This is a genomic window from Phocaeicola barnesiae DSM 18169 = JCM 13652 (assembly GCF_000374585.1).
Classification (GTDB): domain Bacteria; phylum Bacteroidota; class Bacteroidia; order Bacteroidales; family Bacteroidaceae; genus Phocaeicola; species Phocaeicola barnesiae.
In genome coordinates, this window is the sequence record NZ_KB894652.1 from 33,723 (window position 1) to 53,517 (window position 19,795).

Here is a 19,795-nt window from a genome sequence, read left to right on the forward strand (position 1 = left end):
TACAGTTTCAGGTGAATCATTTTCCCACGACCTTGGGATTCAGGTTACCGATGTGTCCGCTTTCCAGTCCGGCCTTCGGGTCGATGGCACAGTCTATCAGCGTAGGCTTCTTCGATGCGATTCCCGCCTCCAGCGCCTTCTCCAGTTCCTCGGGAGTCGTCGCGTAATACGGAGTACCGCCGAAAGCGGTTATCAGCCGGTCGTAACGGGCCTGTGCGTCGAGGGTCGTCGGTGAAGGGTCTGTTCCACCACCCAGGTTGGCATGCGAACCGTTGTAGATACCGCCGTTGTTCAGGATGATGATAGTCACCGGCAACTGATAACGGCAGATGGTCTCGATTTCCATCCCGCTGAACCCGAACGCGCTGTCGCCTTCGATGCAGACCACCTGCTGACCGCTGGTCACCGCCGCTCCGATGGCATAGCCCATGCCGACTCCCATTACGCCCCACGTACCGCAATCCAGCCGTTTGCGGGGCGAATACATGTTGATGACGTTGCGGGTATCGTCCAGCGTATTGGCCCCTTCGTTCACCAGATAGACCTCGCGGTGTTTCTTCAGCACCGTACGGATAGCCTTCAAGGCACTGAAGAAATCCATCGGCGACGGATTGGCATTCAGTTTCGCCTCCATCTTGGCAGCGTTCACCTGCTTCACCCGGTCTATTTCCTCCAGCCAGTCGTTCTGCTGTGTCATCGGATAAGCCGTCAGTCCGGCCAGCAGCGCTTCCATGGAAGAAGCGATGTCGCCCACCACCGGAGCCGCAATCGGATGGTTGCTGTCGATTTCTTCCGGTTCGATGTCCAACTGGATGAAGCGGGCATCGGGATTCCATTTCTGCCCTTTTCCGTGTGCCAACAACCAGTTGAGGCGGGCTCCCAGCAGCATCACCACATCCGCATTCTTCAGAACCAGCCCACGGGCCGCGGCGGCACTCAGCGGATGGTCGTCGGGCATCACTCCCTTGGCCATGGACATCGGCAGGAAAGGAATACCCGTCTGCTCCAGAAATTCGCGGATGCTCTTTTCCGCCTGCGCATACGCCGCTCCCTTCCCGATGATGACCAACGGTTTCCTGGCCTTGCTCAGCAAATCAAGCGCACGGTCGACGGCCTGCCGGTCCGGTATCATTTTCGGAGCCGGGTCGAGTACGGTAAAGAGGGTCTTTTCCACTTCCGCCTGGTCGATGACGCTTCCCAGCAGGGCCGTCGTCAAATCCAGGTAGACCCCTCCGGGGCGCCCCGATACCGCGGCACGGATGGCACGCGCCAGTCCAATGCCGATGTCCTCCGGACGGTTGATACGGTAGGAAGCCTTGGCAAAAGTCTTCGCCACATTCATCTGGTCCAGCCCTTCGTAATCGCCCTGCTGCAGGTCGATGATGGCACGGTCGCTGGAACCGCTGATCTGAATCATCGGAAAGCCGTTGACGGTGGCCGTAGCCAGGGCGGTAAGTCCGTTCAGGAAACCGGGGGCAGACACGGTGAGGCAAATACCGGGCTTTCCGGTCAGGAAACCGGTAATGGCAGCCGCGTTTCCCGCAGACTGCTCGTGACGGAAACCGATGTAACGGATGCCCCGTTCCTGTGCGTGGCGGGCCAGGTCCGTCACCGGAATCCCTACCACTCCGTAGATGGTATCGAATCCGTTGCGGAGCAAAGCCTCCACCACAACGTGCATCCCATCGGTCAAATTCGATGGTTGGTTTTGAATATCTGACATAAGTTTCGTTCAGTTTGTTAGAAGTAAGGGTAATCTGTTCGGTCGGAGAGGCATCATTTACAAACCACATGGTCTGTGTGGAACTGGGCAATCTGCTCGTCTGTATATCCCACTTCCTTCAGGATTTCATCGGTATGTTCGCCCAACAGCGGAGCCGCCTTGACCTCGGGGGTAAACGATGAGAACCTCGGCGGACATCCGATGGTCAGGAACTTGCCGCGCTTCGGCTGTTCCACCTCCACCAGTGTACCGCATTTATACAGTGACTGGTCCTTCTCGATGTCCAGCATGCTCAACACCGGTCCGCAAGGCACACCTGCCTTACCCAAGGTATCTACCACCTCGAACTTGTCGCGGGTAAGGGTATATTCCTCCACTCCTTTGTAGATTTCGTCCTTCACCAGGTTCCGGGCTGCCGGCGTGTTGTATTTCGGGTCGTCAATCCACTCCGGCTTGCCGATGGCCCGACAGGCTTCGGCAAAAGCCTTCTCCTCGTTCTGAAGAACGATGTACACGTACGCGTTCGGATCGGTTTCCCAGCCCTTGCACTTGTAGCACCAGCCCAGTACCTGACCGCCCTCGGCATTTCCGTAGCGGGGTACCGTATTGCCGGTCTTCTCCTTCGGATAACTTGGCGCGTGTTTCAGTTCGCCTACGTGTTCCAGAATCAACTGGTCACGGAGTTTCACCCGACACAGGTTCAGCACCGCATCCTGCATGGACTGCTGGACGAAACAGCCTTCGCCCGTCTTCTCGCGCTGCATCAAAGCGGCCAGCAGACCGATGGTAAGGTGCATACCGGTATTGGTATCGCCCAAAGCCGCGCCAGACTGGGTAGGGATGTTGTATTCGCCGTCCCACCATCCGGTCGTAGCCGCCGCGCCTCCCGCACATTGGGCTACCGGTTCGAAAGCCTTCACGTTGGCGAAAGGAGAATCGTCATTGAATCCCTTGATGGTACCGTAAATCAACCGCGGATTGATGCGGTGTACCTCTTCCCAGGAGAAACCCAGCTTATCGGCTGCACCCGGATGCAGGTTCTCTACGAATATATCCGCCTCTTTCAGCAGACGGGTCAGAATCTCCTTGCCGCCCGGTGTCTTCACATCCAGCTCGATGGAGCGCTTGTTACAGTTCAACTGCAGGAAGTAGAGTCCGTCCAAATCCGGATAATCCAACAGTTCCGAACGGGTAGGGTCGCCTACTCCGGTACGTTCAATCTTAATCACATCGGCGCCCAGCCAAGCCAGCATCTGTGTACATGACGGACCCGACTGAACCTGTGTCCAGTCGATTACCTTGATACCTTGCAATGGTGCAATCATACTAGTTCCTCCAAAAAATTTTAGTTGGTTATTCAATGAACAGCAGATGTAACTCCCGGTTCACCTGCCGTTCATTTCAACAAGAGGCACCCGCAAAAGTTTGGGCACAGAAGGCCCGGAAGGGGGTTTCTTATCCATCTTTAACACCCCGTCCGTACAAAGGATAAAAAATCAAATATTTTGTGAATCAATCGATTGTGTAAGATACTTTTCCTGTTCGAGCTTAAAGAAGGGAAAGCGGGCAAGCCGTCACAGGTGCAGGAACTCGCTTCGCCCGGATTGGCCGACCCATCCAAACGAACAATCCCCACCAGCGGAAACTGACGGGGACTGCACTGCATTGAAATCAAAACGTTATTTCATCATGCTTTCAAACTCTTTCGAAGGCTTGAAAGCAGGAATGTTATGAGCCGGAACAATCATGGTAGTGTTCTTCGAAATATTTCTGGCTGTCTTTTCAGCACGCTTCTTCACGATAAAGCTTCCGAATCCGCGGAGATATACATTCTCTTCCTTCTCCAAGGAACCCTTCACTTCGGTCATGAAACTTTCAATAACAGCCAAAACAGTTTGTTTGTCTACTCCAGTCTTGTTGGCGATTTCCTTAACGATCTCTGCTTTTGTCATAGTCTAATTTTTAATAGTTTAGCGGCAAAAGTACAGAAAATTCTCATACAAACGTCTGTTGCCACTAACTTTTTGTAGATTTTTTTTCTTACCCCCATTTTGTGAACATTTCTTACAAACAAGCGGCAAAATCTGTCTTAAAAACTTATAAATATACAAATCCATACATTAAATACGCTTAAAAAGCGCTTTTACACTTCCTAACTTTTTTACCCATTTTTTGAATAACCATTTCTGCCAGGAGGTTGTTCTAAAAGAAAAACAAGCATCATGACATACAAGGAAAAGAAACTGCAACGCTTTATCGACAACCTTCCGTACATCGGACGGCATGCCCGGCTCTACCGGAGCATCCACCGGCAACTGATGAACAAATGGACCCAACGCTTCGTACTGTTCTTCATCGTAGGCTCCATCCTGTCCATCGTTCTCAGTTCCTTTGAAGAATCGGCACCTTACCGTTCCTGGCTCTTCGCCTTCAATTACCTGGCGTCGTTCATCTTCACCATCGAGTATACCTTGCGCATCATTGCCGCGCCCGGACAATATCCCAACATCCAGAACAGTTGGAAGGCACGTTTCCGCTACATCTTCTCGTTCTACGGACTGATAGACCTGATAGCCATCATCCCTTTCGTGGTGATTTACGTGTACAACGAAAGCCCACACGTGCACCTGGTGGTACTGGCCTATATCCTCACCATCTTCAAGCTCATCCGCTACTCCCGCTCCTACCGGCTGCTGGGCAGCATGATCGGAACGGTGAAGGACGAACTGGTCACCGCCTATACGGCTTGCGGCATCCTGGTAGGCTTTGCCGGGATTCTGATGTATTACATCGAGCGTGATGCCCAACCTCATGCCTTCAAGAATGTAGGCGACGGCCTCTGGTGGGCGGTAGAGACATTCACCACCGTAGGGTACGGCGATATCTTCCCCATCACTCCGCTGGGAAGGTTGCTGGGCAGCCTCATCATGTTAATCGGCATTTCGATGATTGCGGTACCAACCGCCATCATCAGCTCCGCCTTCATGAAGATGATTATCGAAAAGAAGTACAAAGGGAAATCCCATGCCGACACGGACGATACGGACGACAACGATGTGCCGACCTTTTCCTGACGCCCGCCGGACAACAGAAAAAAGTCCCGCCCTCTCCTGCTACGGAGAAAGCGGGACCTGATGAAAATGATAGATGTAAGCGTATCCTGTCAACGGTCGGAAATCGGTGTATAATCCACCTCATCCAACACGTTCTTGTACGCCGGACGGATGATGCGGCGTCCTTCGAAATTCAATTCTTCGATGCGGTGGGCCGTCCAGCCTACGATACGGGCCATAGCGAACAGCGGCGTATAGATTTCCTGAGGCAGGCCCATCAGCTCGTAGATGAAGCCGGAATAGAAGTCCACGTTGGAACATACCCGTTTCTTGTCGCCTTTCACTTTCTTGAAGCAGGCGATGGCCCGCTGTTCCACCAGTTCCAGGAAAGCGAATTCCTTCTCGCAGCCTTTCTCGGCCACCAGCTCACCGGCCAGTTCCTTCAGCAACATGGAGCGTGGGTCGGAGATGGTGTAGACCGCATGACCGATACCGTAAATCAGACCGCTCTTGTCGTAGGCCTCCTTGTTGAGCATGCGCATCAGGTACGTATCGATTTCGTCCACGTTTGTCCAGTCGGAAATCACTTCCTTCAGGTGATGGAACATCTTCACCACCTGGATGTTGGCTCCCCCGTGCAACGGACCTTTCAGCGAGCCGATACCGGCGGCGATGCTGGAATAGGTATCGGTACGGGTAGAACTGGTGACACGCACCGTAAAGGTAGAGTTGTTACCGCCGCCATGTTCGGCCTGCAAAACCAGCAGCAAATCCAGCATCCGGGCTTCCAGCGGAGTGAAATCCTTCTTCATCATGTACAGGAAGTTCTCGGCCAACGACAGGTTCTCGTGCGGGTGACGGATGTGCAGCGAACGTCCCTGGGTACTGTGCCGGTAGATGTTGTAGGCGTAGGCAATGATGGTCGGGAACTTTGAAATCAGTTCGATGGACTGGCGCATCAGGTTATCGCGCGAAATATCGTCGGGATTGGGATCGAACGTATACATTTCAAGCACGCTCCGGGCCAGAATGTTCATGATGTTCTGTCCTTCCAGGTCGATGATATTCATCGTGGTCTTCTTGTCCAACGGCATGTTGTCGTTTATCAGCTCCTTGAACGAACTGAGCTGTTCGGCATCCGGCAGTTCACCGGAAAGCAGCAGATAAGCCACTTCCTCAAAACCGAAACGCTTCTCCCGCAACAGGGCATGGGCAATGTCCTCCAGGTCGTACCCCCGGTAGAAAAGTTTTCCCGGAATGGGCTTCAGCCCTTCGTCCGTCCGTTCATATCCCACTACGTTACCGATTTTGGTCAGCCCGACCAGTACGCCGGTACCGTCTTCGTTACGCAAGCCACGCTTTACATTGAATTTGGTAAACAGTTCATTGTCGATGCGGCAAGCATGCTTCGCACACTCCGACAGCTTGTAAACGATGTATTCTTTCTTCATAATTCCAATTCCATAACTAAAGATTTATAACAAACCGACAATGAGTTGTCCGAACTCCGTTGTCGAAAGTGCCTGTCCGTCCGGCATGAAGCGTGCCAGATCGTGGGTAGCCTGTCCCTTGGAGAAAGCCTCTTCCAACGCATTGGTTATCAACGAAGCGGCTTCCTTCCACCCCAAGTATTCCAACATCATGACAGAAGAAAGCAGCAGCGAACATGGATTTACCACATTCTTACCGGCTATATTCGGAGCCGTACCGTGGGTAGCCTCAAAAATGGCATGTCCGGTCTGGTAATTGATATTGGCACCCGGAGCAATACCGATACCACCTACCATGGCAGCCAACTGATCGGAAATGTAATCGCCGTTTAAGTTCAATGTAGCGATGACCGAATATTCTTCCGGAATCAGCAAGGTATTCTGAAGGAAAGCATCGGCAATGCAGTCTTTGACAATGACCTTTCCTCCATTGATGGCCTTAGCCAACTCAGCCTTGGCCGATTCTTCACCTAAATCCTTCTTCAACTGCTCATACTGGTTCATTGTAAAAGTCTGCTCCGCAAATTCGGTTTCGGCCACTTCATATCCCCAGCGCTTAAATCCGCCCTCGGTAAATTTCATGATATTTCCTTTATGTACCAATGTAACGGAAGACAGCTTGTGAATCAAAGCATATTCGATGGCCGAACGGACCAGACGCTGTGTACCTTCCTTGGATACCGGTTTTACACCGAATGAAGAAGTTTCCGGAAAACGGACTTTCGTCACTCCCATTTCATCACGCAGGAAAGCATAGAACTTCTCGGCTTCGGGAGTACCTTGCTCCCATTCGATGCCGGCATAGATATCTTCCGTATTTTCACGGAAGATATGCATATCCACCTTTTCCGGTTCTTTGACTGGAGAAACCACTCCTTTGAACCAACGGACCGGGCGCAGGCAGACATACAGGTCAAGCGTCTGACGCAAGGCTACATTCAAGGAACGGATACCCCCACCCACTGGAGTAGTCAGCGGTCCCTTGATACCGACCAGATACTCGCGGAAAGCCTCCATCGTAGCCTCCGGCAACCATTCACCGGTCTGCTGGAACGCCTTTCCTCCGGCCAGTACTTCTTTCCATTCGATGGAGCGCTTGCCGTGATAGGCAGCCTCCACCGCCGCATTGACAACCTGCTGACATACCGGGGTAATTTCCGCCCCCACACCGTCTCCTTCGATAAAAGGAATTGTCACCCGATCGGGAACCACCAGCTTCCCGTTTTCCATATATACTTTACTCATACTGTTTCCTCCTGTTTGTTAACTGTTCATTTTACAAAAGTATTCAATGCGGACCCGGCCTTGAACCAGCCTATCTGCATGGCATTGTAGGTATGTAACGCCTCAAACGTATCCATCGTACCGTCGGCATGTTTCACCACCACCTGCAGCGGCTGTCCCGGAGTAAAATGCTCCAGCCCTTTCACCGAAATCCGGTCGTTCTCGCGCACCTTGTCGTAATCCTGCTTGTCCTTGAAGGTCAGTGCCAGCATCCCCTGTTTCTTCAGGTTCGTCTCATGGATACGGGCAAAGCTTTTGGCCAGGATGACACGTACATTCAGGAAACGGGGTTCCATCGCCGCATGTTCGCGGCTGGAGCCTTCGCCATAATTCTCTTCGGCCACGACAATGGAAGGGATTCCCTGTGCCTTATACGCCTTGGCCACCGCCGAAACAGCGTCGTAAGTGCCGTCCAACTGATTCAGGACACAGTTGGTCTTTCCATTGAAGGCATTGACCGCCCCCATCAGCATGTTGTCCGAGATGTTCTGCAAGTGTCCGCGGAAACGCAGCCACGGTCCCGCCATGGAGATATGGTCGGTGGTACATTTGCCCTGGGTCTTGATGAGCAACGGCATATCCGTCAGGTCCTTTCCGTCCCACGGAGCGAAAGGTGCCAGTTTCTGCAGGCGTTGCGACTCCGGATGGATGGTTACCTCCAGCGTGCTGCCGTCGGCTGCCGGCGCCACATATCCGTTATCGTCCACCGTAAAGCCTTTTTTCGGCAACGTATCGCCTTCGGGCGCGTCCAGACGCACAGGCTCTCCCTGCTCGTTCAGCAACGTATCCGTCATCGGATTGAAGCAGAGGTCGCCGGCTATGGCCAAAGCCATCGCCATTTCCGGCGAGGCCACAAACGCGTGGGTATTCGGATTACCGTCCGCCCGTTTCGCGAAATTCCGGTTGAAGGAAGTCACGATGGAGTTGGCACGGGTCGGATCGTCGGTGACCCGTTTCCACTGTCCGATACACGGTCCGCAGGCATTGGTCATGATGACAGCTCCCACCGCCTGGAAATCGGCAATCATACCGTCGCGCAGCGAAGTGCAGTAAACCTGTTCGGAACCCGGATTGATGATGAGCGGAGCCGCCATCTTCAGTCCTTTGGCCTTTACCTGACGGGCCAGCGAAGCCGCACGGCTCAAATCCTGGTAAGACGAATTGGTACACGAACCGATAAGGCCGACTTCCATCCGTCGCGGATAACCGTTCTTCTTCACTTTTTCGGCGAATTCGGACAAGGTACAGGCAGCGTCCGGAGTAAACGGACCGTTGATATAAGGTTCCAGGGTGGATAAATCAATTTCGATAATCCGGTCGTAATACGCTTCCGGATGAGCGGCCACTTCCGGGTCCGCCTGCAGTTCGGCAGCGTTCCGGGCCGCCAGTTCCGCTATTTCCTCACGGCCGGTAGCACACAGATAGTCGGCCATGTTCCGGTCGAACGGGAAAATGGAGGTAGTCGCCCCCACTTCAGCGCCCATGTTGCAGATGGTCGCCTTTCCGGTAGCCGACAACGAAGCGGTACCTTCGCCGAAATATTCGATGATGGCGTTGGTCGCCCCCTTCACGGTAAGCAGCCCGGCCAGTTTCAGGATGACATCCTTCGGAGCCGCCCAACCGTTCAGTTTACCGGTCAGTTTCACACCGATGAGTTTCGGCATCTTGAGCTCCCATTCCATCCCGGTCATCACATCCACCGCATCGGCACCGCCTACACCGACGGCTATCATGCCCAGTCCTCCGGCATTGGGCGTATGCGAATCCGTCCCCACCATCATTCCGCCCGGGAAAGCATAATTCTCGAGTACGACCTGGTGGATGATGCCGGCTCCCGGTTTCCAGAAACCGATGCCGTATTTCGAAGCCACGCTCTTCAGGAAAGCATACACCTCGCAGTTGGCTTCCAAAGCGACCGGCAGGTCGGAACCGGCCCCCTGATAGGCTTGAATCAAATGGTCACAATGCACGGTAGAAGGAACCGCCACCGCATTTTTCCCCGCATTCATGAACTGCAGCAGCGCCATCTGCGCCGTCGCGTCCTGCATGGCTACCCTGTCCGGTCTGAAATTCACATAATCCGCTCCCCGGCTGAAATCCGCCAATGACGTCTCATCGTACAGGTGCGCGTACAGCACCTTTTCAGCCAAAGTCAGGGGTCTACCCAATTTCTTTCTCGCAGTTTCCACCTTCGTGGCATACGAAGTGTAGAAACTCCTCAATACATCAATGTCATAAACCATTTTGTATACCTTAAAATTAATACCTTCTGTTCTTAGTCACACCGCTACACACTGTAGGGAACAGGCCGGATTTGGTTGACAAACGGCCATGTGCAAATATAGGACTTAATTTTACAATATTCAAAAGAATATACACAAATCAAACATTTTTAAAACAAGATAAATATAAACTGAATAAATACAACACTTATACTCTCCTTTTAATTACATATTGAAACAGAATATCCGATATCCATTTTCAAGTTGCCGCCCCGCGGGAGCCCTCCGCTTTCCCGCCGGCTTTTCCGCCGGCATGACCGGCCGGACAAACCGTTATTTTTTCTTATTCCGGTCTGTTTTACAACCCCTTCGCACTAAAAAGTACCTTATTCATAGGGATAATTGCAAAATGTTTGCTATTTTTGTACCCAAATTGAGTTAATGTATTAACAAATGAACGTATTAGAACTAAGTGAACAGGAGATTATCAGACGAAACAGTCTGAATGAATTGAGAGCGATGGGCATCGACCCGTACCCTGCTGCTGAGTATGTAACCAATGCATTTTCGACAGATATAAAAGCCGAATTCAAGGATGACGAAGCAGAACCGCGTAAAGTATCGGTTGCCGGACGTATGATGTCACGTCGTGTAATGGGTAAAGCTTCTTTCATTGAGTTGCAGGACTCCAAAGGTAGAATTCAGGTATACATCACCCGCGACGACATCTGTCCGGATGAGAACAAAGATTTATACAACGTCGTATTCAAACGTCTGCTCGACCTGGGCGACTTCATCGGCATCGAAGGATTCGTATTCCGTACACAGATGGGTGAAGTGTCTATCCATGCCCAAAAGCTGACCGTCCTTTCCAAATCCCTCAAACCGCTTCCGATTGTGAAATACAAAGACGGAGTGGCCTACGATAAATTCGAAGACCCGGAACTCCGTTACCGCCAGCGCTATGTCGACCTGGTGGTAAACGACGGTGTGAAGGATATCTTCCTGCAGCGTGCGACAGTCATCCGCACCATCCGTCGCATCCTGGACGAAGCCGGATATACGGAAGTGGAAACCCCGACCCTGCAGAACATTGCCGGCGGTGCCAGTGCCAAACCGTTCATCACGCATTTCAATGCCCTCGATACCGATATGTATATGCGTATCGCTACCGAGCTTTACCTGAAACGCCTCATCGTGGGAGGATTCGAAGGGGTATACGAAATCGGCAAGAACTTCCGTAACGAAGGTATGGACCGCAACCACAATCCGGAATTCACCTGTATGGAACTGTACGTTCAGTACAAGGATTACAACTGGATGATGTCGTTCACCGAGAAACTGCTCGAGGCTGTCTGCATCGCCGTAAACGGAAAACCGGAACGCGAAATCGACGGAAAGGTCATCAGTTTCAAGGCTCCTTACCGCCGTCTGCCTATCCTGGACGCCATCAAGGAAAAGACCGGTTACGACCTGAACGGCATGGACGAGGCACAGATCCGCGAGGTATGCCAGAAACTGAACATGGAAATCGATGAAACCATGGGTAAAGGCAAGCTGATTGACGAAATCTTCGGCGAATTCTGCGAAGGCAGCTTCATCCAGCCGACTTTCATCACCGATTATCCGGTAGAAATGTCACCGCTGACCAAGATGCACCGCTCCAAACCGGGTCTGACCGAACGTTTCGAGCTGATGGTAAACGGAAAAGAATTGGCCAACGCCTACTCTGAGCTGAACGACCCGATCGACCAGGAAGAACGCTTCAAGGAGCAGATGAAACTGGCCGACAAGGGAGACGATGAAGCCATGATCATCGACCAGGACTTCCTGCGTGCCCTGCAATACGGTATGCCTCCTACCAGCGGTATCGGTATCGGTATCGACCGTCTGGTCATGCTGATGACCGGCAAGACCTTCATCCAGGAAGTATTGTTCTTCCCGCAGATGCGTCCGGAAAAAGTCGCTCCGAAAGACGCGCCGGCCAAATTCATGGAACTGGGTATTCCGGAAGCCTGGGTAGCTGTTATCCAGAAAGCCGGCTACAATCTGGTATCGGATATGAAAGAAGTAAACCCGCAGAAACTGCACCAGGATATCTGTGGCGTCAACAAGAAATACAAACTGGAACTGACCAACCCGAGCGTAGACGAAGTGGCAGGCTGGATTCAGAAAATTTAATCGATACAAGAGACAGAATTAAAAGGAGAAGCGGAATGCAACGTGATTCCGCTTTGACTTTTAATTTTTTCATTCATAGTTGATTCTTATGAAATTACCCGGAAAAATAGCCATCATGGGTGGAGGAAGTTGGGCTACCGCAATCGCCAAGATTATCTTGGGCCAGGCTGAATCAATCAACTGGTACATGCGGCGTGACGACCGGATTGAAGAGTTCAAGCGACTCGGACACAATCCGGCTTACCTGACCAGCGTGCGCTTCGACATCAAGCGCATCAATTTCTCATCGGATATAAATAAGGTAGTACGGGAATCGGACACCCTGATTTTCGTAACCCCCTCTCCCTACCTGAAAACCCACCTGAAAAAGCTGAAGACAAAAATCAAGGATAAGTTCATAGTAACAGCCATCAAAGGTATTGTCCCGGATGAAAACCTCATTGTCTCTGATTATTTCCATAAGATGTATGGGGTTCCCGAGGAGAACATCGCAGTACTGGCAGGACCCTGCCATGCGGAAGAAGTGGCTCTGGAACGCCTGTCGTACCTGACCATCGGTTGCAAAGACATCGAGAAGGCCAAGATGTTCGCCCGCCAACTGACGGGTCAATACATCAAGACCTCGGTCAATTCGGACGTAGCAGGCATCGAATATGCCTCGGTACTGAAGAACGTGTATGCCATCGCTGCCGGAATCTGCAGCGGACTGAAATACGGAGACAACTTCCAGGCTGTTCTCGTATCGAATGCCATTCAGGAAATGAACCGCTTCCTCAATACCGTTCATCCGGTAGACCGGTGCACCAACGATTCGGCCTACCTGGGCGACCTGCTGGTAACGTCCTACTCCAACTTCAGCCGTAACCGGGTATTCGGAACCATGATCGGAAAAGGCTACTCGGTCAAGAGCGCCCAGATAGAGATGGAGATGATTGCCGAAGGATATTACGGTACCAAATGTATCAAGGAGCTGAACAAACACCTGCACGTCAACATGCCGATAGTAGACGCTGTCTACAACATCTTGTATGAACGGATTTCACCGATGATTGAAATAAAGCTATTGACTGATTCATTTCGATAATGAACAATTAAAACCATTGATTGCAGTAAACAAAAGAACAGACAACCGTGTTTGCTAAACAGAAGAATCCGTTCGGACCGACAACCGGTTCCCCTGTCCTGCGCTCAATGAAATACAAACAGGTTTGATCGTCAATGATTAATTTTTAATTGAATAACATGGAAAATATTAAATTATGCATCGAAAAGACTTTAGATTTCATCTCTAAAGAAAAGCTGGCTTCTTACGAATCCAACGTAAAAGCTTGTATGGAAACTCTGGAAAAGGGTACGGGTTTGGGTAATGACTTCCTGGGATGGCTGCACCTGCCTTCTTCCATCACACAGGAACACCTGAACGACCTGAAAGCGACCGCACAGGTACTGCGTGAGAACTGCGAGGTGGTGATCGTTGCCGGAATCGGCGGAAGCTACCTGGGTGCCCGTGCAGTCATCGAAGCCATGTCGAACAGCTTCCTGTGGTTACAGGAAAAGAAAGCCGGCCAGCCGACCATCCTTTTTGCCGGACACAACATCGGTGAAGATTACCTGTACGAACTGACAGAATTCCTGAAAGACAAGAAATTCGGTGTAATCAATATTTCCAAATCAGGTACTACCACAGAAACAGCCCTGGCTTTCCGCCTGCTGAAGAAACAGTGCGAAGAACAGCGCGGCAAAGAAATGGCCCGCAAAGTCATCGTAGCCGTTACCGACGCCAAGAAAGGGGCTGCCCGTGTCACTGCCGACAAGGAAGGCTACAAATCATTCATCATCCCGGATAACGTGGGAGGACGCTTCTCTGTACTCACACCGGTAGGCTTGCTGCCGATTGCCGTAGCCGGCATCGACATCGACCAGTTGGTAGCCGGAGCCCGGAAGATGGAAGAGGTATGCGCTGCAGAAAGCCTGACCGAAAACCCGGCCGCTCTGTATGCCGCTACCCGCAACGAACTGTACCGCAACGGCAAGAAGATTGAAATTCTGGTCAACTTCCAGCCGAAACTGCACTACTTCATGGAATGGTGGAAACAGTTGTACGGCGAATCGGAAGGAAAAGACGGCAAAGGTATCTACCCAAGCTCGGTAGACTTCTCGACCGACCTGCACTCCATGGGGCAGTGGATTCAGGAAGGCGAACGTACCATCTTCGAAACAGTCGTATCGGTAGAGACTCCGAACCACGAACTGCACGTTCCGTCTGACGAAGAGAACCTGGACGGCCTGAACTTCCTGGCCGGCAAACGGGTAGACGAAGTGAACAAGATGGCCGAACTGGGAACCCAGTTGGCACACGTAGACGGCGGTGTACCTAACATGCGCATCAGCGTTCCGGCACTGAACGAATACTACCTGGGTCAGCTGATCTACTTCTTCGAGAAAGCCTGCGGTATCAGCGGTTACCTGCTCGAGGTCAATCCGTTCAACCAGCCGGGTGTAGAAGCCTACAAGAAGAACATGTTCGCCCTGCTGAACAAGCCGGGATACGAAAAAGAATCAGAAGCCATCCAGGCCCGTCTGAAGAAATAAGGACTTCCCGATTGCCTGCAAGGAACGCAAGCCTGCAGGCAATACCTGCTTTCATTGTCATTCAGCGCATTCCTTCATGCCTTCCATGAACACCTGCGCTGAATGACAATCTTTTTTGCGACATCCATTCATTACAGATTCCATTAAACATGTTTCAAGAAGCAATCAATCAGTATTTAACGACCCGTCACCACCCCCACATCCACCTGAAAGCCGTTCTGTTCGACATGGACGGGGTACTCTTCGATTCCATGAAGAACCACGCCACTGCCTGGCACGAAGCGATGCGGCAGTACGGCATGCACATGACCCGCGAAGAGGCTTACATGCACGAAGGACGCACCGGCGCTTCCACCATCAACATCGTCAGCCAGCGCGAACGAGGCTGTGAGGCCACCGAAGAAGAAATCAGACAGATTTACGAAACCAAAAGCCAGCTCTTCAACAGCCTGCCTGTCGCCCTCCCCATGCCGGGAGCGCTGGAAGTGCTGAAAAAAATCCAACAGGACGGATTAATCCCCATGGTAGTCACCGGTTCCGGACAGCACTCCCTGCTCGATAAGCTGAACCACGCTTATCCCGGTATCTTCAAGCAGAAACTGATGGTGACAGCCTTCGATGTCAAATACGGGAAACCGAACCCCGAACCTTACCTGATGGCGCTGAAGAAAGCCAATATCCAGGCCAACGAAGCCATTGTCATCGAGAATGCCCCGCTGGGCGTACGTGCGGGAGTGGCCGCCGGCATCTTTACCATCGCCGTAAACACCGGTCCGTTACCCGACCAGGTACTGCTGGACGAAGGAGCCGATTACCTCTTCCCCTCCATGGCCGCCTTCAATGAGAACTGGGAGGAACTGCATACCCTATTCAAATAAGGGCAGATAATCAAAGAATAAAAGTAACAAACACCCCTTGACGGCAATTTGTTACTTTCATTCTTCTCTGAGAGAAATACATTTTTAAACGGCAAACAGGTTCGTACGTCCCAACAGGCAGGTACCCACCACATTGGCATCGTCCTGAAGTTTGGCCAACAGGATATCCGAATCCCGGTACATCAAGTTCAGGGTATACTTACGGATGGCGGCAATCACCGGATGCAACAGATAACCGCCGGCTTTCGACAGGTCTCCGCCGATCACCACCAGTTCCGGATTGAAAATATTGATCAGGCAACCGATGTGACGTCCCAATTCGCCTCCAATTTCTTCTACCAGCTCGATACCCAACACATCTTCCCGGTTAATGGCCGAAAGGATATCAGAGATTTCAATTTCTTCGATTTTCTTCTCACGCAAAAGAATGGAATTCTCTCCATTTTTCAGACGCTCGATGAATTTCCGGTACAAAGCCGAGCAGGAAACCTCCGTTTCGATGCAGCCCTTCTTGCCGCAATGACAAATCTGCTGGTTGTCGTAGCCGTAATTGTGGCCGAATTCTCCGGAAAAACCGGACATTCCCCGATACAGTTTTCCGTCGATGATGATGGCCATCCCCAATCCCCAGCCTGCGTTGATATAAATCAGATTCTTCACATCCTTGAAGTCGCCACGCATGTATTCGCCGTAGGCCATTACACGGCTGTCGTTTTCCACTTCCACGGGCAATCCGATCCGTTCAATCAAGAGGTCCCGCAAAGAAGTATCCCCGAATTTAAAGAAACTATAGCTGAAACCTGTCTCGCTGTTCACCCGGCCGGCCAAGCTGACACACACATTCATGATTTTGGAACGGTCCAGCTTATGTCCGTCGATAAATTCATTGATTGCCTTGCACAGACTGTCTACACAGGCCAATGTATTTTCACGCTGGAAAGGGACACGCAAAATCTGGTGCAACATATTTCCCTGGAAATCGGAAACACCGATACTATAGAAATCCCGGGCCACTTCAACCCCCAAAAAGTACGCCGCATCGGCACACAATCCATAGAGATTCGGATACCTGCCTCCGCTGGTCTCCAACTTACCGTTATCGAGGACATAACCATCCTCAATCATCTCATCAACGAATTTGGTAACGGTAGGTACACTCAAATCCATGTCTTTGGCCAAGTCTGTAATCGTCGCTTTGCCATTACATATCAGATAAGTAATAATACGGCGCTTTACCATCGTACTTTTAGTGCTACCCTTACGTAATTCTTCCAATAAAGCCTGTCCCATACTTAATTTTAAATTTTACATTAATTGTCACAAATATAATAGTTTTTTTTAAAAACCAAACGAGAAAAAACGTTTTTTTTATTTGCCTTTCTGTTATAATCTTGATATATTTGCAGAAAGATATTTCGTTACAATTCAGATATCAAGGATTTACATCAAAAATATTATTAACTAAAAACCCGAATTATTATGAGACTTATCATTGAACCTGACTATCAGGCACTCTCCAATTGGGCTGCCAACTACGTAGCAAAAAAAATCAACCAGGCAAATCCTACCAAAGAGAAACCGTTCGTACTGGGTCTTCCTACCGGTTCTTCTCCGCTGGGCATGTATAAAGCGTTAATAGAATTGAACAAAAAAGGGGTTGTTTCATTCCAGCATGTCGTTACTTTCAATATGGACGAATACGTGGGTCTGCCGGAATCACATCCGGAAAGCTACCACTCTTTCATGTTCAACAACTTCTTCAACCACATCGATATCTGCAAGGAAAACATCCACATCCTGAACGGTAACGCAGCCGACCTGGAAGCCGAATGTGCCAACTACGAAAAGGAAATCGAAAAATTCGGTGGCATCGACCTGTTCCTGGGCGGTATCGGTCCCGACGGCCACATCGCCTTCAACGAACCGGGTTCTTCTTTATCATCACGCACCCGTGTAAAGACACTGACTACAGATACCATCATCGCCAACTCCCGTTTCTTCGAAAACGACGTGAACAAGGTGCCTAAGACAGCCTTGACCGTAGGTGTAGGAACCGTATTGTCAGCCAAGGAAGTACTGATTATCTGCAACGGTCACAACAAGGCCCGCGCCTTGCAGCATGCCGTAGAAGGCGGTATCACTCAGATGTGGACCATCAGCGCCCTGCAGATGCACCAGCACGGCATCATCGTTTGTGACGAAGCCGCTACAGACGAACTGAAAGTAGGTACATACAAGTACTTCAAAGACATCGAAAAAAACAACCTTTAAAAACAAACATCCTCTATGAGAACTAACTTAAGCTCTCAGATATCACTGAACAGGGTTTCTCCACGCTACTACCGTCCGGAAAACGCGGTGGAACGCTCGGTACTGACCCGTTGCGAGAAAGTCCCGACCAATATCTATGAAACTCCGGAAGAAGGCGTACAGCAGATTGCCGACGAAATCGTGGCGAAAATCCAGGACCGGCAGAAAGAAGGAAAATTCTGTACCGTAGCCTTGGGCACCGGAGCGTCGTTGCGTCCGCTCTTCACGGAACTGGTACGCCGCCACAAGGACGAAGGCGTAAGCTTCCGCAACGTGGTTGTATTCAACCTGTATGAATTCTACCCCCTCGCCGAAGGCCACGAAGGCAGTTTCAGCCACTTGAGCAGACAGTTCCTGTCATTGGTGGACATCGACCCGCAGAATGTATTCACCCTCAACGGTAACATTCCGCAGGAAGCGGTACTGGAACACTGCCGGCTGTACGAACAGCGCATCCAGACCTACGGAGGCATCGACATACTGGTGATGGGCATCGGACGCGAAGGAAACATCGCCATGAACGAACCGGGCTCCAACCTGAACACCACCACCCGGCTGATTCTGGTGGACGCCACGTCCAAGGCCGAAGCATCGCGTAACCTGGGCATCGACAACCTGCCTCCCTGCTCCATCACGTTAGGTATCCACAACATCCTCCAGGCCCGCAAGGTATTCCTGCTGGCATGGGGAGAAGACAAGGCAGACATCATCAAGAGCGCCGTCGAAGACAAGGTGTCCGATTCTCTGCCGGCATCGTTCCTGCAGTTGCACAACAACGCGACCGTATGCATCGACCTGTCTGCAGCCGCTCACCTGACACGCATCCAGCGCCCGTGGCTGGTCACTCACTGCGAATGGAACGACAAGCTCATCCGCAGCGCCATTGTCTGGCTGTGCCAGTTGCTCAACAAGCCTATCCTGAAGCTGACGAACAAGGATTACAACGAAAACGGCCTGAGCGAACTGCTGGCCTTATACGGCTCTGCCTACAACGTGAACATCAAGATTTTCAACGACCTGCAACATACCATCACCGGATGGCCGGGCGGAAAGCCGAACGCCGACGATACCTATCGTCCCGAACGCGCGAAACCGTTCCCGAAACGGGTCATCATCTTCTCTCCGCACCCGGACGATGACGTAATCTCCATGGGAGGTACGCTCCGCCGCCTGGTTCAGCAGGGACACGAAGTACACGTGGCTTACGAGACTTCCGGAAACATTGCCGTAGGCGACGAGGAAGTGACCCGCTTCATGCACTTCATCAACGGATTCAACCAGCTCTTCGCCGACAGCAAGGACGAAGTCATCGTGAAGAAATACGCCGAAATCAAGGAATTCTTTGCCAACAAGAAGGAAAGCGACATGGATTCACGCGAGATTCTGACCATCAAGGGACTGATTCGCCGCGGTGAAGCACGTACGGCCTGTACGTACAACAACATCCCGCTGAAGCGCTGCCACTTCCTGGACTTGCCGTTCTATGAAACCGGTAAGATTGAAAAGAATCCGATCAGCGAAGCCGATGTGGAAATCGTACAGAACCTGTTGCGCGAAATCCAGCCGCACCAGATTTATGTGGCCGGCGACCTGGCCGACCCGCACGGCACACACCGTGTATGTACCGACGCCGTCTTCGCCGCCATCGACGAGGAAAAGAACGCCGGTGCCGAATGGCTGAAGGACTGCCGCATCTGGATGTACCGCGGAGCCTGGGCCGAATGGGAAATCGAGAACATCGAGATGGCCGTTCCGCTGAGCCCGGAAGAGTTGCGTGCCAAACGGAACTCCATCCTGAAGCACCAGTCGCAGATGGAAAGCGCGCCGTTCCTGGGCAACGACGAACGTCTGTTCTGGCAACGCAGCGAAGACCGCAACCGGGGTACCGCCTCGCTGTACGACCACCTGGGTCTGGCCTGCTACGAAGCGATGGAAGCCTTTGTAGAATACGTACCCATCTGATGAGATGACGTAATATTCCCAGAAAACGCCTTGACGTTTCACACCGAAGCTCAAGGCGTTTTTTTAACTTCCTTATCCGCCCGGCCCCCACGGAACAAGG

Annotated in this window: 14 protein-coding genes; 7 read left to right on the top strand and 7 right to left on the bottom strand. The window is 51.6% G+C overall.

Going from position 1 to position 19,795, the window contains the following annotated elements:
• Nucleotides 1-16: 16 nt before the first annotated feature.
• From oxc to C510_RS0110790, 3 genes are all read right to left on the bottom strand, one after another.
• The gene (oxc, locus tag C510_RS0110780; protein WP_034776346.1) at nucleotides 17-1,723 is read right to left on the bottom strand and encodes an oxalyl-CoA decarboxylase; all 1,707 of its coding nucleotides are present in this window, start codon (nucleotides 1,721-1,723) and stop codon (nucleotides 17-19) included.
• A gap of 53 nt (nucleotides 1,724-1,776) precedes the next feature.
• Nucleotides 1,777-3,048 carry a formyl-CoA transferase gene (gene frc / locus C510_RS0110785; RefSeq protein ID WP_018711355.1) on the bottom strand — a complete coding sequence of 424 codons (1,272 nt, stop codon included), beginning with the start codon at nucleotides 3,046-3,048 and terminating at the stop codon, nucleotides 1,777-1,779.
• Between the two features lie 354 nt (nucleotides 3,049-3,402).
• Nucleotides 3,403-3,675 carry an HU family DNA-binding protein gene (locus C510_RS0110790; protein ID WP_018711356.1) on the bottom strand — a complete coding sequence of 91 codons (273 nt, stop codon included), beginning with the start codon at nucleotides 3,673-3,675 and terminating at the stop codon, nucleotides 3,403-3,405.
• Between the two features lie 270 nt (nucleotides 3,676-3,945).
• On the opposite strand from C510_RS0110790, the gene C510_RS0110795 reads away from it, so the two are divergent.
• Nucleotides 3,946-4,797 (top strand): ion transporter, encoded by an 852-nt coding sequence (locus C510_RS0110795; RefSeq protein WP_018711357.1) that lies wholly within the window; start codon nucleotides 3,946-3,948, stop codon nucleotides 4,795-4,797.
• 89 nt (nucleotides 4,798-4,886) lie between these two features.
• Here the strand turns inward: C510_RS0110795 and C510_RS0110800 are convergent, their stop codons facing one another.
• From C510_RS0110800 to C510_RS0110810, 3 genes are read right to left on the bottom strand one after another with little or no spacing between them, the layout of a single operon-like run.
• The gene (locus C510_RS0110800; protein ID WP_018711358.1) at nucleotides 4,887-6,227 is read right to left on the bottom strand and encodes a citrate/2-methylcitrate synthase; all 1,341 of its coding nucleotides are present in this window, start codon (nucleotides 6,225-6,227) and stop codon (nucleotides 4,887-4,889) included.
• Nucleotides 6,228-6,251: 24 nt separating this feature from the next.
• Nucleotides 6,252-7,511, bottom strand: a complete 1,260-nt coding sequence (icd, locus tag C510_RS0110805) for an NADP-dependent isocitrate dehydrogenase (protein ID WP_018711359.1) — start codon at nucleotides 7,509-7,511, stop codon at nucleotides 6,252-6,254.
• 26 nt (nucleotides 7,512-7,537) lie between these two features.
• Nucleotides 7,538-9,793, bottom strand: a complete 2,256-nt coding sequence (locus C510_RS0110810; RefSeq protein WP_018711360.1) for an aconitate hydratase — start codon at nucleotides 9,791-9,793, stop codon at nucleotides 7,538-7,540.
• A gap of 432 nt (nucleotides 9,794-10,225) precedes the next feature.
• Between C510_RS0110810 and lysS the strand changes: the two genes are divergently transcribed.
• The 4 genes from lysS to C510_RS0110835 all read left to right on the top strand — a co-directional run bounded on the left by lysS (nucleotide 10,226) and on the right by C510_RS0110835 (nucleotide 15,423).
• Nucleotides 10,226-11,953: a lysine--tRNA ligase gene (gene lysS / locus C510_RS0110815; RefSeq protein ID WP_025892664.1), complete on the top strand. Its 1,728-nt coding sequence runs from the start codon at nucleotides 10,226-10,228 to the stop codon at nucleotides 11,951-11,953.
• Between the two features lie 88 nt (nucleotides 11,954-12,041).
• Nucleotides 12,042-13,037: an NAD(P)H-dependent glycerol-3-phosphate dehydrogenase gene (locus tag C510_RS0110820; RefSeq protein WP_025892663.1), complete on the top strand. Its 996-nt coding sequence runs from the start codon at nucleotides 12,042-12,044 to the stop codon at nucleotides 13,035-13,037.
• A gap of 158 nt (nucleotides 13,038-13,195) precedes the next feature.
• Complete coding sequence (locus C510_RS0110825) at nucleotides 13,196-14,545, top strand: glucose-6-phosphate isomerase (RefSeq protein WP_018711363.1); 1,350 nt, start codon at nucleotides 13,196-13,198, stop codon at nucleotides 14,543-14,545.
• A gap of 149 nt (nucleotides 14,546-14,694) precedes the next feature.
• Complete coding sequence (locus C510_RS0110835; protein WP_025892660.1) at nucleotides 14,695-15,423, top strand: inorganic diphosphatase; 729 nt, start codon at nucleotides 14,695-14,697, stop codon at nucleotides 15,421-15,423.
• An 84-nt stretch (nucleotides 15,424-15,507) separates the two neighbouring features.
• Here the strand turns inward: C510_RS0110835 and C510_RS0110840 are convergent, their stop codons facing one another.
• Nucleotides 15,508-16,713, bottom strand: coding sequence for an ROK family transcriptional regulator (locus C510_RS0110840; protein ID WP_022340617.1), 1,206 nt, complete (start codon nucleotides 16,711-16,713; stop codon nucleotides 15,508-15,510).
• A 189-nt stretch (nucleotides 16,714-16,902) separates the two neighbouring features.
• Here C510_RS0110840 and nagB point away from each other — a divergent pair, with 189 nt between their 5' ends.
• Nucleotides 16,903-17,694, top strand: a complete 792-nt coding sequence (nagB, locus tag C510_RS0110845) for a glucosamine-6-phosphate deaminase (protein ID WP_018711366.1) — start codon at nucleotides 16,903-16,905, stop codon at nucleotides 17,692-17,694.
• Between the two features lie 15 nt (nucleotides 17,695-17,709).
• Entirely contained in the window at nucleotides 17,710-19,695 is a 1,986-nt protein-coding gene (locus C510_RS0110850) for a glucosamine-6-phosphate deaminase (protein WP_018711367.1), read from the top strand.
• The last annotated feature ends 100 nt before the right edge of the window (nucleotides 19,696-19,795 follow it).

Excerpts from the sequence above, each read along its gene's own strand:
- C510_RS0110800 (WP_018711358.1), bottom strand. The coding sequence starts at position 6,227 with ATGAAGAAAGAATACATCGTTTACAAGCTGTCGGAGTGTGCGAAGCAT.
- C510_RS0110795 (WP_018711357.1), top strand. The coding sequence starts at position 3,946 with ATGACATACAAGGAAAAGAAACTGCAACGCTTTATCGACAACCTTCCG.
- C510_RS0110850 (WP_018711367.1), top strand. The coding sequence starts at position 17,710 with ATGAGAACTAACTTAAGCTCTCAGATATCACTGAACAGGGTTTCTCCA.
- nagB (WP_018711366.1), top strand. The coding sequence starts at position 16,903 with ATGAGACTTATCATTGAACCTGACTATCAGGCACTCTCCAATTGGGCT.
- oxc (WP_034776346.1), bottom strand. The coding sequence starts at position 1,723 with ATGTCAGATATTCAAAACCAACCATCGAATTTGACCGATGGGATGCAC.
- C510_RS0110790 (WP_018711356.1), bottom strand. The coding sequence starts at position 3,675 with ATGACAAAAGCAGAGATCGTTAAGGAAATCGCCAACAAGACTGGAGTA.
- icd (WP_018711359.1), bottom strand. The coding sequence starts at position 7,511 with ATGAGTAAAGTATATATGGAAAACGGGAAGCTGGTGGTTCCCGATCGG.
- C510_RS0110825 (WP_018711363.1), top strand. The coding sequence starts at position 13,196 with ATGGAAAATATTAAATTATGCATCGAAAAGACTTTAGATTTCATCTCT.
- C510_RS0110820 (WP_025892663.1), top strand. The coding sequence starts at position 12,042 with ATGAAATTACCCGGAAAAATAGCCATCATGGGTGGAGGAAGTTGGGCT.
- C510_RS0110840 (WP_022340617.1), bottom strand. The coding sequence starts at position 16,713 with ATGGGACAGGCTTTATTGGAAGAATTACGTAAGGGTAGCACTAAAAGT.
- frc (WP_018711355.1), bottom strand. The coding sequence starts at position 3,048 with ATGATTGCACCATTGCAAGGTATCAAGGTAATCGACTGGACACAGGTT.
- C510_RS0110835 (WP_025892660.1), top strand. The coding sequence starts at position 14,695 with ATGTTTCAAGAAGCAATCAATCAGTATTTAACGACCCGTCACCACCCC.
- C510_RS0110810 (WP_018711360.1), bottom strand. The coding sequence starts at position 9,793 with ATGGTTTATGACATTGATGTATTGAGGAGTTTCTACACTTCGTATGCC.
- lysS (WP_025892664.1), top strand. The coding sequence starts at position 10,226 with ATGAACGTATTAGAACTAAGTGAACAGGAGATTATCAGACGAAACAGT.